Source organism: Sungkyunkwania multivorans, from assembly GCF_042675645.1.
Taxonomy (GTDB): domain Bacteria; phylum Bacteroidota; class Bacteroidia; order Flavobacteriales; family Flavobacteriaceae; genus Sungkyunkwania; species Sungkyunkwania multivorans.
In genome coordinates this window covers 67380-82325 of sequence record NZ_JBHTJH010000002.1, presented here as the reverse complement: position 1 = coordinate 82325, position 14946 = coordinate 67380, and the positions used below count along the sequence as shown (strand labels likewise).

General features: G+C 42.1%; 16 protein-coding genes. 5 read left to right on the top strand and 11 right to left on the bottom strand.

What is annotated here, in order from left to right; all coding sequences use genetic code 11:
- The first annotated feature begins 250 nt into the window (after positions 1-250).
- Positions 251-424 carry a hypothetical protein gene (locus ACFQ1M_RS01715; protein WP_386402921.1) on the top strand — a complete coding sequence of 58 codons (174 nt, stop codon included), beginning with the start codon at positions 251-253 and terminating at the stop codon, positions 422-424.
- Positions 425-451: 27 nt separating this feature from the next.
- The gene (locus ACFQ1M_RS01710; RefSeq protein WP_386402919.1) at positions 452-1252 is read left to right on the top strand and encodes a TIGR00266 family protein; all 801 of its coding nucleotides are present in this window, start codon (positions 452-454) and stop codon (positions 1250-1252) included.
- A gap of 3 nt (positions 1253-1255) precedes the next feature.
- Here ACFQ1M_RS01710 and ribB read toward each other — a convergent pair whose 3' ends face one another.
- The 11 genes from ribB to ACFQ1M_RS01655 all read right to left on the bottom strand — a co-directional run bounded on the left by ribB (position 1256) and on the right by ACFQ1M_RS01655 (position 13314).
- Positions 1256-2398 carry a 3,4-dihydroxy-2-butanone-4-phosphate synthase gene (ribB, locus tag ACFQ1M_RS01705; protein ID WP_386402916.1) on the bottom strand — a complete coding sequence of 381 codons (1143 nt, stop codon included), beginning with the start codon at positions 2396-2398 and terminating at the stop codon, positions 1256-1258.
- Between the two features lie 44 nt (positions 2399-2442).
- On the bottom strand, positions 2443-4830 hold the full coding sequence (locus ACFQ1M_RS01700; RefSeq protein ID WP_386402913.1) for an LptF/LptG family permease: 2388 nt from the start codon (positions 4828-4830) through the stop codon (positions 2443-2445).
- Between the two features lie 7 nt (positions 4831-4837).
- Positions 4838-5476: a LolA family protein gene (locus ACFQ1M_RS01695; protein ID WP_386402910.1), complete on the bottom strand. Its 639-nt coding sequence runs from the start codon at positions 5474-5476 to the stop codon at positions 4838-4840.
- Between the two features lie 22 nt (positions 5477-5498).
- Complete coding sequence (locus tag ACFQ1M_RS01690) at positions 5499-7976, bottom strand: DNA translocase FtsK (protein ID WP_386402907.1); 2478 nt, start codon at positions 7974-7976, stop codon at positions 5499-5501.
- 63 nt (positions 7977-8039) lie between these two features.
- Positions 8040-8399 (bottom strand): diacylglycerol kinase, encoded by a 360-nt coding sequence (locus ACFQ1M_RS01685; RefSeq protein ID WP_386402904.1) that lies wholly within the window; start codon positions 8397-8399, stop codon positions 8040-8042.
- A complete protein-coding gene (tpx, locus tag ACFQ1M_RS01680) occupies positions 8392-8898 on the bottom strand; it encodes a thiol peroxidase (protein WP_386402901.1) in 507 nt (168 codons plus the stop codon). The genes ACFQ1M_RS01685 and tpx overlap by 8 nt, the downstream gene beginning before the upstream one ends.
- A 129-nt stretch (positions 8899-9027) precedes the next feature.
- On the bottom strand, positions 9028-9285 hold the full coding sequence (locus ACFQ1M_RS01675) for a DUF6952 family protein (RefSeq protein WP_386402898.1): 258 nt from the start codon (positions 9283-9285) through the stop codon (positions 9028-9030).
- The gene (locus ACFQ1M_RS01670) at positions 9266-9580 is read right to left on the bottom strand and encodes a thioredoxin family protein (protein ID WP_386402895.1); all 315 of its coding nucleotides are present in this window, start codon (positions 9578-9580) and stop codon (positions 9266-9268) included. Before ACFQ1M_RS01670 ends, ACFQ1M_RS01675 begins: the two co-directional genes overlap by 20 nt.
- Before the next feature lie 140 nt (positions 9581-9720).
- Positions 9721-10359: a peroxiredoxin gene (locus ACFQ1M_RS01665; protein WP_386402892.1), complete on the bottom strand. Its 639-nt coding sequence runs from the start codon at positions 10357-10359 to the stop codon at positions 9721-9723.
- Between the two features lie 178 nt (positions 10360-10537).
- Entirely contained in the window at positions 10538-12034 is a 1497-nt protein-coding gene (gene nhaC, locus ACFQ1M_RS01660; protein WP_386402890.1) for a Na+/H+ antiporter NhaC, read from the bottom strand.
- Positions 12035-12099: 65 nt separating this feature from the next.
- Positions 12100-13314, bottom strand: coding sequence for an aminotransferase class I/II-fold pyridoxal phosphate-dependent enzyme (locus ACFQ1M_RS01655; RefSeq protein WP_386403056.1), 1215 nt, complete (start codon positions 13312-13314; stop codon positions 12100-12102).
- 165 nt (positions 13315-13479) lie between these two features.
- Here ACFQ1M_RS01655 and ACFQ1M_RS01650 point away from each other — a divergent pair, with 165 nt between their 5' ends.
- From ACFQ1M_RS01650 to ACFQ1M_RS01640, 3 genes are all read left to right on the top strand, one after another.
- Positions 13480-13938 (top strand): Lrp/AsnC family transcriptional regulator, encoded by a 459-nt coding sequence (locus ACFQ1M_RS01650; RefSeq protein ID WP_386403053.1) that lies wholly within the window; start codon positions 13480-13482, stop codon positions 13936-13938.
- A gap of 96 nt (positions 13939-14034) precedes the next feature.
- On the top strand, positions 14035-14247 hold the full coding sequence (locus ACFQ1M_RS01645) for a hypothetical protein (RefSeq protein WP_386402887.1): 213 nt from the start codon (positions 14035-14037) through the stop codon (positions 14245-14247).
- Positions 14248-14283: 36 nt separating this feature from the next.
- Positions 14284-14913 (top strand): CPBP family intramembrane glutamic endopeptidase, encoded by a 630-nt coding sequence (locus ACFQ1M_RS01640; RefSeq protein ID WP_386402884.1) that lies wholly within the window; start codon positions 14284-14286, stop codon positions 14911-14913.
- The last annotated feature ends 33 nt before the right edge of the window (positions 14914-14946 follow it).

Sequence of the window (14946 nt, the reverse complement as noted above, 5' to 3'; positions counted from 1 at the left end):
TTGTCAGCCTGCCTACCGCAAGCAGGTTCGAGTGATTGCGAGTGAAGCGAGGAATTGCCCGCCCGTTCCGTTCGGACGGGTATTGAGAACTGCTAGAAAGTTGGGCGTTGAAAGTTGAATGGGATGCTTTAAATTTTATTTTGCCATTTTTATCAAATCTTTTCATATCTCCTTAATGGATACAAAATAGTTAGCGATCGTAACAAATCTTGTTTCCTTTGAACATATAGTTGTATTTAAACATCAATAGATGAAAAAAGAAAATTATGTGTATATAGGTATTGGTCTTGGCATTTTACTGGGCGCCGCTTTTGGAGTGATCTTCGATAACCTGGTCATCGGAATTTCCTCGGGGATTGCCTTGGGAGCAGGGTGTGGTCAATTGGCACAGAAAAGAGCGGAAGAAAAAAAATCAACGAAATGATCATATAATCAAATAAACATCAATCAAATGAATGCACACGAAATCGACTATCACATCTACGGTGAAGAAATGCAATATGTAGAGATCGAATTGGATCCGCAAGAGGCTGTTGTGGCCGAGGCAGGAACCTTTATGATGATGGACAATGGCATAAAAATGGAAACCATCTTTGGCGATGGCTCCAATCAGAATAAGGGAGTCATGGGCAAGTTATTCTCTGCTGGAAAGCGTATGTTGACTGGTGAAAGCCTCTTTATGACCGCTTTTTTGAATGCCGAGGGCGGCAAGAAGAAAGTGAGTTTCGCTTCCCCGTATCCTGGGAAGATCGTTCCTATCGACCTTACCACTTATGGCGGAAAGTTCATCTGTCAGAAAGATGCCTTTCTATGCGCGGCCAAAGGCGTAGCCGTAGGAATCGAGTTTTCCCGAAAGCTCGGTCGCGGACTCTTTGGAGGCGAAGGTTTTATCATGCAAAAGCTCGAAGGTGACGGAATGGCCTTCGTGCATGCTGGGGGAACGCTAGCAAGAAAGGAGCTGGCGGCCGGCGAAGTATTAAAAATAGATACAGGCTGTGTCGTTGGTTTCACCCAAGACGTAAATTATGACGTAGAATTCGTGGGCGGCATAAAGAATACCATTTTTGGCGGTGAAGGGTTGTTCTTTGCGACTTTAAGAGGACAGGGAGTGGTCTATGTACAATCACTTCCCTTTAGCCGATTGGCGGGTAGAGTACTCGCAATGGCACCAAAAGGAGGCGGCAAAGATAGAGGAGAGGGTAGTATCCTTGGGGGTATTGGCGATCTCTTAGATGGCGATAATCGTTTCTAGAACCTAGTATTCGACATACTCAACGATTTCCAATCCGTAGCCGATCATTCCCACACGTTTCGTCTGTAAGGCATTAGAGACAAGTCGTAGCTTGTGGACGTTAAGATCGTGTAAGATCTGGGCACCAATACCAAAATCTTTGGTGTCCATCTTTATTCTTGGCGCTTTCATTTCACCGCGAGCTTGCAACTCCTTCAATTCGGAAAGACGATTGAGAAGATTTAATGACTGACTCTCCTGGTTGATAAATACGATAGCTCCTTTACCTTCTTCGTTGATCAACTTGAACATGTCGTCGAGCTTCTTGTCGGCATTATTGGTCAAGGTGCCTAGAATGTCATTATTCACCAAAGTAGAGTTGACACGAGTCAATACCGGCTCATTGTCGTTCCAACTTCCTTTGGTAAGCGCGATGTGCACTTGATCGTTCGTCGTTTGTTGGTAAGCACGTAATCTGAATGTTCCGAAGCGCGTCTGAATGTCAAAGTCTTCTTTCTTTTCGATCAGGCTATCATGCTGCATTCTATAGGCGACCAAGTCTTCGATCGATACTAGCTTAAGATCGAATTTCTTTGCGACTTCCACCAATTGCGGTAAACGCGCCATGGTGCCATCTTCATTCATGATCTCTACGATGACGCCAGCAGGTTTCAAACCTGCAAGTCGGGCAAAATCGATCGCTGCTTCTGTATGTCCTGTTCTGCGCAACACCCCACCTTCTTTGGCAACTAGTGGAAATATATGTCCTGGGCGGGCAAGCTCAAAAGGTTTGGTGTCTTCTTTTAATAACGCTTTAATGGTTTTTGCTCTATCCGAGGCAGAGATACCTGTGGTAACTCCGTTGCCGCGGAGATCGACCGAAACAGTAAAGGCAGTTTCCATCGGATCGGTGTTGTTTCCCACCATGGGTTTCAAGTCCAACTCTTTGCAACGATTCTCGGTAAGTGGAGCACAGATGAGCCCTCTCCCATGGGTGGCCATAAAGTTGATCATCTCTGGTGTCACCTTATCGGCAGCCGCCACAAAATCTCCTTCATTTTCTCGGTCTTCGTCATCGACTACGATAATCACCTTTCCTTGCCTAATGTCCTCAATGGCTTCCTGAATGGTATTCAATTGGATCATATTGTCAACAGTTACTGCCATGGTCTTTTAAGATTTGTTGCAAAGGTACACATTACACAAGATTATTATTGCTTCTGAAGTTTTTTGAATAAAATCCAAGATACAAAACCTAGCGGAAAGCATAGGATACTAATTGAAATGAACAAAGGAATCGTTATCGGCTGATCTTCAAACGGATTGTTTGCCTTCCATAATTTGTAAATAAGATATCCTGTCAGTAGAAAATAACCAAAGAATGCATAGAGACCAAGGTTTAAGAATACTCCAAAACCAATGGTCCTGAGACTTGGCGCAGCAAGCAAGGTGAAGGTGGCCAAGGCCGCCACCAGATATAAAATAGTATGGTTGATAAGAAGCTTCTTCAATTGAAGAGCGGTATGTCGACCTATTTCTTTCTCACTCTTTTCTTCAGAGGAGGTGGACACAACCTTAAATGACTCTTTCATTTTATCTCTATAGTAAAATGCTACAAACAGAAAAAGTGCACCTAATAGCCAAAATAGAATTCCCGATACGGGTTTTTCCTTTCCGAAGTTATCGAAGAAGTTGGCATAATTGATATATGAAACTATGAGATATATAAAAAATCCTATCGCTGAAACCACTCCAAGAATCGTGAGCGTAAGATTAACTATATTGCTTTCTCCTTTAAGAAGTGGAACGGTAATATTGAATACCAGCATGGCGACCCAAAGGATCGACGCAATCGTCGAATTTTTTTTGTAATTTCTAAACTGACTTTCGGCATCGTCGAAGGTCTTATTGGACAATTTACCCGTAAGTTTCAACTGTCTTAAAGTGACGCCTTGTTCGTTCAACGCGTGTATAGCCGATAATCTAAAGGTATCGTCATAACCATATTTTTTATAGTTCTGAACAATGTCCTTTAGTTTATTCTCCCTGTAACTCCTTAATTGTCTATAATCCTTTGTATTCGTATCAACAGCACTCAGGTCAAAGGTGTCTTCGACCAATTCCTCGATCATACTTTCTTTGGTGCCTGCAATTGTATTGAAGAATTTCTTTACAGGTTCGGTGATCGGGTCCAGATTGATCAATCCTTGATCGGTAGTGGCTCGCCTTGTTAGATACACACTCAACGGAAACATGATCAAGGTGGATAGCCATCCGCCTAAAGCTGGATTCAATGTGCCATCCTCGGCACTGTTTTCTCCAAAGATTCCGATAAAGTGATAGGCCAAAAAGATAACGATGGCAAATACCATAGGAAGTCCCATACCACCTTTTCTTATGATCGCTCCCAATGGAGCACCTACAAAAAAGAGAATGATACACGCGAAGCCCAAAGCGATCTTTTTGTGAAATTCTATCTTATGTAAATTGATCAGCTTTTGCTCTTTGTAAAATACACGTACCTTCCCATTGAGTGAGGCTTGCTGATTCTTAACAGAGTTGATCGCCTGTTCTAGAACTTGGACCTTTCGCCAATCGTCCATGCTGGATAGGATCGTATCGATGGTATAAAGCGACTTTGGTTCATTGACCGTTATGGGTGTAGCGACCGAATCATTCATGTTCATGCGATCACCCAAGGCAAGAATACCCGTACGTCGATAGATATTTTCCCCAAAGAGGTTTACGTTCTTTTTTTGTTTTTTAGTAAGCGTGTCGATGCTAATGGTAAGCTCATTCACCTTTTGCATCCTATAGGTCTTTAGCTTCCCTTCTGCCTCAATATCCACATCATTGATACTAGACAGGTCAATATTCATGGTATACTTCTCAAAATATGCCTTGGCGTGCGGATTTCGCTTTTGTTCCTTGGGGGTCTTTCTTTGGATATCCTCATAACGATTCCCATCGGTAAGAATAAGTTGGAGCATATCGTTTTCCTCATCGTTTCTAAGCTCGCCTTTTGTCGCTTTGATGACCACGTGATTTTTTCGGTCTGGCGATTTTTGATGAATGATGACATCCTTTAGAAATTGGTCATTTTCACCATATTTTTCCCCAACTTTGATATTGATATTGATGATATCATTGAATTGACCTTCTTCGATGGCCAACGCAGGTTTCATCTTCGCGAGATTTCGCCTCATGTTAAAGACCTTCAGCTCGGAAGCGGGTATCACGTTGTTTGCAAAGAAAAATGAACTAATTCCCATCGCTGCAATAAATATGATAAGACTTCCCATCGCTCGCTGTAATGAGATTCCTGTGGACTTCATCGCGGCAAACTCATAATTTTCGGCAAAGTTACCAAAGGTCATGATCGAAGACAGCAAGATGGTCAGTGGAAGCACCAAAGGAATCAACTTTGGGATATAGTACCAAAGAAATTTGATGATGGTAATGAAATCTAGTCCTTTTCCTGCAAGGTCTTTGATAAACAACCAGACAGTTTGAAGAATGAAAATGAATATCAGTATTAGAAAAACACTGAGAAATGTCTTTATATAGGTGGTAAAGATGTACCGGTCTAATATTTTCAACGCCTACTTAATTGTTGATGTAATATCCATCGTATTTAGAAGCATCAAAGGTAAACAAGGTTTTTGATAAAGGCTGATTGGTTTTAAAAGAATTAACAGTCAAAGTGGTCATGGTCCCATTTTTACCTGTCTCGATCAGATTATAAATATGCTTGGTCGTCACATCAATGCCCAATAGCACACTTTTTACCTCTGAATTTACGTCTATTGGAGTCAATTTTACATATTGGATCTTCCTTCCTTTTACATTCTGAAGAATATCCCATGCATAGCTGTAGCCATCTTTATAAAAAGAAAGCATTTTTGACGGGGTGATCGTCGCAGTATCTTCGTCATCTGCATCGGTGATATTCACCTCTTCGTTCTCTGGAACAATGGTATAGGTCTTTTTTCCATCAAAGATCTGGGTGATGCCCATAGTATTCAGCAAGTACTTTTCTCCTTGCAGGGTAACATCGCCTCGGGTCTCCTGCCTAACATCGGCTTCAGTATTATTCAGCACATGCTTAAAATCGATGATCATATTGTCATAGCTCGCGATCTTTGCGGATACTTCATCCAACAATTGTTTAGCTTTCTGGGCATTCTGTCCAAAGCTAAGGCTGCTCATCATTCCTACTGCGATCAAAAGAAGAATCTTCTTCATGGGGTCTATTTTATAAGTGTTATTATTCGTTCTGTAATAATTGCTCTAACGCCATTACATCTGGCACTAGAACCTGTCTTGCTTTGCTTCCCTCAAAGGGACCAACAACGCCAGCAGCCTCTAATTGATCGATGATCCTTCCCGCTCTATTGTAGCCCAATTTCAACTTCCGCTGTAACAAAGAGGCCGAGCCCTGCTGCGCTATGACGATCACTTCTGCCGCTTCTTTAAAGAGGGCATCTCGATCATTGATGTCTATATCAAGACTCGTGCCAGAATCTTCACCTACGTACTCTGGTAAAAGATGGGCATCTGGATAGGCTCGTTGCGAGCCGATAAATTCTGTGATCTTCTCAACTTCGGGGGTATCAACAAAGGCACATTGCAAGCGAATAAGATCATTTCCTTGGGTATATAGCATATCGCCTCGGCCTATAAGCTGGTCAGCTCCAGGCCCATCCAAAATGGTACGAGAGTCGATCTTTGAGGTTACTCTAAACGCGACTCTTGCAGGGAAGTTGGCCTTGATGATCCCGGTGATCACATTGACCGATGGGCGTTGAGTTGCGATGATCAGATGAATACCGATCGCTCTTGCCAGCTGCGCCAATCGTGCGATGGGTGTTTCTACCTCCTTACCAGCCGTCATGATAAGGTCGGCAAACTCATCAACCACCAAAACGATATAGGGCAAGAATTTGTGTCCGTCGTTTGGATTCAGCTTTCTTGCTTTGAACTTCTTGTTATATTCTTTAATGTTACGGCACATGGCATTTTTGAGCAGCTCGTAACGATTGTCCATTTCGATACACAAAGAATTTAGCGTGTTGATGACCTTGTTGTTATCGGTGATGATCGCTTCCTCACTATCGGGAAGTTTCGCTAGATAATGCCTTTCAATTTTGTTGAAGAGGGTCAGTTCTACCTTCTTGGGGTCCACCAATACAAACTTCACTTCAGCAGGATGCTTCTTATATAAGAGCGAGGTGAGAATGGCATTTAGTCCGACCGATTTACCTTGTCCCGTTGCACCGGCCATTAGCAAGTGTGGCATCTTTGCCAGATCGACCACAAAAGTTTCATTGCTTATGTTTTTACCAAGTGCCAATGGAAGCTCCATTTCTGCCTTTTGAAATTTTTGTGACCCGATCACGGAACGCATGGAAACGATCGCGGGTTTCTTATTCGGTACTTCGATCCCAATGGTACCCTTGCCAGGAATGGGGGCAATGATCCTAATACCCAAAGCAGAGAGTGATAAGGCGATATCATCTTCGAGATTTTTGATCTTCGAAATACGGATGCCGGCTTCGGGGACGATCTCATACAAAGTTACGGTAGGCCCAATGGTGGCCTTTATCTGTGCGATGCCTATCTTATAGTTGCCAAGAGTCTCAACAATTCGGTTTTTATTTTCTTCTAGTTCTTCTTGATTGATGGTGATGCTCGAACCAGCTTCATAGTCTTTTAGCAGCTCTAGGGTAGGAAACGTATAATTTCCAAGCTCTAAGGTCGGGTCGAATTCTCCAAAATCTTCTACTAGCTTATCCGAGAGATTGCCTTTTACTGTTTTCTCTTCTACGATCTTCTCTACTTCTATGGCAACTGCATCTTTTTCTTTTTCCTTCTTTTCTGAAGATGTACTGGTAAGGGTCGGCTCCTCGATGATCTCCTCTTTTGTAGGGGTCTTTATTTCAAAGGAGTTGAATACATCGGCGTCATTCACTGTGTCGATGCCCGAATAATTAGTAATGGTGGGTTGAAGGTTCTCGACCGATACTTCGAAACTGGATTTTTTTTCAGAAGATGCCTTATCAGCGGTTGCCAAATCACCTTGGTCAGTTTTCAGAATGGCAGTGGCAGTACTTTCATTGGTATTCGCGAAATCTTGTTCGATTTCCTCTTTCTTTTTTTTGAAGAAGATCCCCAATCGTTCTGGCGTCACATTAAATCGCATCACCAAATAGAACACAAGTCCAAACACCAGCAATAGGGCAATTCCGATGTTGCCGATATAGTCGCGCAAAAAATCGTTGAGCTCATAGCCCGTAGTTCCGCCCAGCAATGGTGCTTGTTTAAAGAAAAAACCAAAGAAAAGCGATATCCATATAGCATTGAGACACCCCCAAAACCAAATGTTCCAAAGTTTTTTCATTTCCAAGGCAAAAAACTTGAATAAACCAGTGATAAAAAGGAGAACGGGAAATATAAAGGAAGCGATTCCTAGAAATTTAAAGATAAAGAAATTACTGATGCTGGCACCCAAAATGGCCACCCAGTTCTTCGCTTCGTCGGTACGGTTTAAAAAATTTTCAGCTACATTGGCATCTTCCCTCCAATTGAACAAGAAAGAAATAAAAGAAGTGATCAGCAATATCGAAATGAGCATCAAGGCCGAACCTAGGATAATATTCGCTCTTCTGGACAGCTTGTAACTGCGTTTTTTCCTCGGTTTGCTCGTGGCTGGTTGCTTCTTTGTTGACGTTCTTTTTTTTGCCATGCGTTGGGTTAGGTTCAAAAACAAAAATACAAATAACTAACGTTTCTGTATTCTTATTATTTTCTACAAGATCTTGGGTAAATATATGATAAGACCGATCGCTACAGCCGCAATGGCAGTAATGAAGACTGCTCCAGCGGCAATATCTTTGATAAAGCCGATTCGATGATGATGGTCTGGATGAATAAAATCGGCCATTTCCTCGATGGCGGTATTCAAACCCTCAACACTCATGATGAGCGCGATCGTACCGATCTGAATACACCATTCTGTAGTAGATATCTGGAAGTAGAAACCTGCGATGGTCATTACGATACCTATGACAAACTGAACTTTAATGCTTGCCTCTGTGGTAATTAGAAGCCATACACCTTTAAAGGCGTAGCCGATACTTCTGATGCGCCCAACAATAAATTTAATCATCCATCAATGCTTCTAAAGCAGCTTTGTAATTGGGCTCATCTGTGGTTTCGCTCACTTGTTCTGTATAGCGCACAACACCTGACTCGTCCAATACGACCACTGATCTCGATAAGAGTCCTTCCAATGGTCCATCAGTGAATTCGACACCGTAATCTTTGCCAAATTGGTGATTCTTGTAATCTGAAAGATTGATCACATCCTCCAGACCTTCGGCCGCACAAAATCGCGCTTGGGCAAAAGGAAGATCTCTAGAGATGCAAAGTACTTTTGCGTTCTCTAATTCGCTCGCCTCCTCATTGAACTGCCGTACCGAGGCGGCACAAGTACCGGTATCGATACTCGGAAAGATATTCAGCACTAATTTTGATCCTTTAAAATCTCCCAAAGAAATCGTAGAAAGATCATTTAGTGTCAATTTAAAATTGGGTGCTTGAGAACCAACTTTAGGAAGTTCTCCTACAGTGGTCAACGTGTTTCCTTTCAGCGTTACGGTAGCCATTTTTTCTATTTAAGATTATTGCTTCGACGATAAAAATAGGAATATTCTTTTAGTTTGAGACACAGGTATGAAACAAAAAAGATCCCTAACCATAAGGCAGGGATCCCCTATTTAATATTTGTTCTGATGTCACTGATCGATCGCGCCAAGGACGCGTTGCATAAAGGCATTAAGCGCTTCTTTCTTTTCTGTGCCATCCTTGATCATTTTCTGAACTTCAAGCGCACCATACATATTGCTGATAAGTTCTCCGATCACATCGAGCTCTTCGTCTTTGAGCGAAGGGACTTCTGTGAGGGCTTCCAAGGTTTCGATCGTCTCTATGACAAAATCCTCATCGTTTTCTTCAATGAAGGAGGTGAGATGTTTAATTACTGGCAACTTCATCTACTAATTCCTTTAGAACGTCAAACTTGTTCGTCTGTACTTGATTTACAAATGCACCATCATTAAAGGTGGCAAATGTTGGTAGATTGTCTACTGTTGCCAATTTTCTAGACTCAGGGAATTTCTCAGCATCAACGATGATAAAGGTGGCATCCTCGTGTTCGGTGGCAAGCTTTTTGAACTTTGGTTTCATAATGCGACAATTACCACACCAGGAGGCCGAATATTGAACGACGACCTTTTCGTTGTTGGCAACTATTTCCTTGAGATTATCTGCTGAAAGTTCTTGAATCATAGTCGTTTAATTAGAGTTGTCACTTCGAGTGATTTCGATTTATCGAAATTGCCCGCCCGTGCCGTTCGGACGGGTATCGAGAAGTTGCTTATTCTCGATACATCACGGTACAGGGCGCATTCGAAGTGACAGTGTTATTATTAATTAGAGGCTAAGTAAGCAGCGACACCATCCCTGTTGGCATTCATCGCTTCTTTTCCTTCTTCCCAGTTTGCTGGGCATACCTCACCTTTTTCTTGAACATGTGTGTAGGCATCGATCAATCGAATATATTCGTTTACATTTCTACCAACTGGCATGTGATTGATCCCTTCATGGAAAACAGTTCCTTCCTCATCGATCAAATAGGTAGCTCTGTAGGTTACGTTATCACCTTCGACCTGCACAGAATCCGTAGCCTCGTCATACACTTCATTGGTGATGTCCAAAATACCCAAGATGCTTGAAAGATTACGGTTGCTATCCGCCAATAATGGATAGGTAACGCCTTCGATACCGCCATTGTCCTTAGCAGTATTCAACCACGCAAAGTGTACTTCGGCAGTATCGCAAGAAGCACCGATAACTACGGTATTTCTATTTTCAAATTCGCCCAAGGCAGCTTGAAAAGCGTGCAATTCTGTTGGGCAAACAAAAGTGAAGTCTTTTGGGTACCAGAAAAGCAGCACTTTTTTATTGTTATTCACAGCCTCTTCTAAAACGTTGATCTTAAAAGTGTCTCCCATTTCGTTCATCGCGTTGACGTCTAAACTGGGGAATTTCTTACCTACTAATGTCATGTTTCTATTTTTTAAATTATTGAATGCTATTTTACGGATGCAAAACTACGGTATATTAACGAAGAAAAAGAGGGGTGATATTTTAATTGTTTATGGAGATATAAACAATGCCAATTAGTAAAGACCTCACAGGTTTCAAAAATCTGTGAGGTCTTTATTATAGTATTCTTCCGGATTCTTAAACAGCTTTTTGAGTGGTGGTCAATTGTTTTATTTTGATACTGAAAGCGGCAAACAATAAAGTCGTGAATGGACTTAGCCAGTTGAAGATTGCGTAAAAGAAATAATCGGCGACCGGAACACCTAAAACGCCACTTTGATAGGCGCCGCAAGTGTTCCAAGGAATCAAGACCGAGGTAACTGTACCAGAATCCTCGAGCGTTCTGCTAAGGTTCTCTGGCGCCAAACCTCTATCTCTATACGCTTTGCTAAACATCTTTCCAGGTACTACCAAGGCCAAATATTGATCAGAGGCCGTGACGTTCAAAGCTAAGCAGCTTGCTACCGTACTGGCAAAAAGACCAAAGGTCGAGGTTGCAAGACTTAACAGGGCCTTGCTGATTCGTGAAAGCGCACCTATAGCATCCATCACCCCTCCAAACACCATAGCGCATACGATCAACCAAATGGTCCCGAGCATTCCGCTCATTCCGCCAGCCGAAAATAGATCGTTGAGTTCCTCGCTTGATGTCTCAACAGAAGTATCCACCGTTATAGCGTTCATTACTCCTTTATAAGCCGTTTCAAAAGTCAATTTGTCAGACCCGGCCACCGATGCGACGATTTCTGGTTGGGCAATTATCGCGGCAACAGCACCGAGAAGAGTTCCTGCCAATAGCGCAATCAACGGAGGAGTCTTTTTTATTATCAATAAGATGACTATTGCAGGAACTATAAATAACCAAGGGCTAATATTAAAAGCTCCGCCGATAGCCGAAAGTTTATCTGAAATATCAGGTGAACCTGTAGTGTCTATGTTTAAACCGATGATGATAAAAGCGATAAGGGTCACCGTAATTGTCGGGACTGTCGTCAAAGTCATATATCGAATGTGGGAAAAGAGTTCGCCACCAGCCATGGCAGGAGCCAGATTTGTCGTATCGCTTAACGGTGACATTTTATCTCCAAAATAGGCTCCCGATAAAACGGCGCCCGCGGTCATTCCCAATGAAATACCAAGGGTCTCCCCGATACCGATAAGTGCAATTCCGACGGTAGCCGAGGTTGTCCAACTGCTTCCTGTAGCCACGGAGATAATAGCACAGATGATCACGCATGCCGCCAAAAAGATCGTTGGGTTTAAAATTTGAAGACCATAGTAGATCATCGTCGGGATAATTCCGCTTATAAGCCAAGTGCCGGCCAATGCCCCTACCATCAGTAAGATCAACAAGGCTCCTGTGGTCGATTTTACATTTTCAGCCACTTCTTCCAACATTTGCTTATAGGAGACCTTATTGAAGAATCCAACTATAGCGGCAACCGCGGCCCCTAAGAGCAGTATGAATTGATTACTCCCGCTTAGTGCATCATCGCCATAAACGAAGAACACATTATAGAAAAGCATTGCTACCAAGGCAAAAACTGGAATCAAGGCCTCCCAAATATTCAATTCTACATTTTCTACGATATGTTCATCTTGGGGTGATCTTGGTTTGATGTCTTGGCTCTCCATGAAATGCTAGTTAGTTTTTGAACCGTAATGTTACGATTTTGTAGAGAGCTATGCAAATAGAACCACTAGGCCTTATCCTTCAGAATTCCTAACTGGATCATGCATTTTTTCATCATCCGATAGGTACGTTCGATATCATTGTCCAAGCCAATGGAAAATCGGATCAATCCGTCGCTTAGGCCCATTGCTTCTTGCTCCTTTTCTGGAATTTCAGAAGAGGTCGAAGTGCCTGGTGCGCTGAACAGCGTTTTGTAGAAACCGAGACTTACGGCAAGATACCCAAGATTAGCATGTTGCATATGTTCCATGAGATCATTGGCCTTTTCTAACGAGCCAACATCGATGGTCAACATGCCGCCATACCCATACTCCTTATTCATCATTTTTTTAAACACCATATGGCTAGGATGCGATCTTAATCCCGGATACACGGTTCTAAGGCCATCTTTTTCAAATTTCTCTGCCAAGAACATCGCATTATGACTGTGTTGCTTCATGCGTATATGCAATGTTCGCATATTTTTCAATATCGAAGCGGCTCGAAGGCTGTCCATCGTGCTGCCGAAGAGCATACAAGCACCATCGTTCACATTTCGCAAGGTGTTGATGAATTCTTGTGTTCCACAGACCACGCCGCCAACGGTGTCACTACTCCCATTGATAAATTTAGTGAGGCTATGGATCACCACATCGGCACCTAACTTTGCTGGTGAAATTGATAATGGCGAAAAGGTATTGTCTACAACCAGGTGAAGATCGTGCTTCTTGGCCAATTTGGCCAATGCCTTGATGTCTGCAACTTCCAATAAGGGATTGCTCACAGATTCGCAATAAAGTACTTTTGTTTTTTTGGTGATCGCTTTTTCAACCTTTTTTAGATCGGTGATGTCAACAAACGACGTCTTGATATCCAATCTTGGTGCAAAATTCTTTAAGAAAGCGTAGGTTCCACCGTAAATGGTTCGACTACTCACCACATGATCGCCAGCCTTGCACAACTGAAGCAGTACAGCTGTGATGGCTCCCATCCCAGAGGCCGTTACATTGGCGGTCTCGGTGCCTTCCATAGCAGCCAATGCTTCGCCTAAATACAGGTTTGACGGCGAGCTATGACGGGAATAGAGGTAGCAACCATCGGCATTTCCCTCGAAGGTATCAAACATGGTTTTGGCAGATAGGAAGGTGTAGGTAGAGGAATCTGAAATAGAAGGATTGACTCCCCCAAACTCTCCAAAGTATTGGAGGTCTTGAATCTTATTTGCTGGCTTGAATGCTTTCATCATGTTTGCGTTTTACTGAATCTATTCAAGTAAAGTAACGATATTGAAGAAATATTGTCAATGATATTAGTCAATTATAGAACTATAAACTAAAAATAAGTACTTTTAAAGTTTATTATTCATAATTTACTGTCGTATTGATGAACGCAACGAAAAATTTTCATGATGCAATTGGATACCATAGATAGAAAACTGCTCAATTTTTTACAAGAGGATTGTAAAAGAACGAATAAGGAGCTATCCCTTCTTCTTGACCTTTCCGTTACAGCTGTTTATGAGCGAATTAAGAAACTTGAACGCGCCAGTATTATTTCTGCTTATAAGGCACAATTGAACAAACATGCCGTGCATCGTGCCTTTGTAGTATTTTGTCATATAAAATTGATACAGCACTCCAAAGATTACCTGACAAAGTTTGAAAAAGAGGTGGTGAAACTATCCGAAGTCTTGGAGTGTTATCATGTAAGTGGTGATTACGATTATATTCTTAAGGTATTGGTCAAAGACATGGATGCGTACCGCGAATTTATGGTGAATAAGATCACGGTACTGCAACATATAGGAAGCACACACAGCACCTTTATGATCAACGAGGTCAAACATAGCACCGCCATAAAGTTGTGATTTATCGTTTTGGACTACAAATTAAGTTATTAAGGCACTGTTTTTTTAATTGCTCGCTTATCTTTATACCTATTCTAACCAATAAACCATTAAATTATGAACAAGACAGCAGGAATTATTCTACTCATCATCGGATTGGCCTTAGCCGGTTATGGTATTTATCAGATGGTGACCCCAGACGCGCAGGCCGAGGTTTTGGGGGTCGAGCTTTCAGCAAGTGATAATAAAGTGAGTACTCAGTCGATCGTAATGGTGGTACTGGGAGCGATCGCCATAATTGGTGGTGCAATGATCTCCAAACGAAAATAGGACCTGATTTTAACACCAAAATGAAATAGCACAAAGATGAAGCACCCATACAAAATGATAGAATTGGTGCTTCTCTTCGTGCTATTGCCAGTTAGCTATGTCCTCGATTATAGCATCTGGATAAAAATTGTGCTGACGATCATTGGTTTCAGTTACGTGGTTTGGATACTTCTTCGAGTAGAGAAATTGCCTTTTAAGGTCAATGAACGTATCGCTTGGTGGTCTTTCTGGAAGAGGACTCTTATCCAGCTGTCGATCATTGCGTTGGTGACAACCGCGACCATGTATTTCTTTAAGAAGGAATTGCTTTTTAATGTTCTGTTGAATAAGCCACTGCTTTACATCATTATTTTGTTTGTCTACAGTTTTCTTTCGGTATACCCGCAAGAGCTTATCTATAGAACCTTCTTCTTTCAGCGATATGAGAAATTCTTCAGCAGCAGCATGCAGCTTATCTTTGTGAATGCCACACTATTTTCTCTTGCCCATTTATTTTTCGAATTGAATCGCCCTTTGGTTCTCACGCTCACATTCATAGGCGGGTTACTATTCGCCTATACCTTTCAAAAGACCCGGTCGACCTTATTGGTGTCTATTGAGCATGCCATTTATGGTAGTTGGCTATTTACTGTGGGAATTGGAGGGATGCTGGGATTTCCCTCTTAATCAAAACTTGAAACTTTAAACCTTTAACCTTCT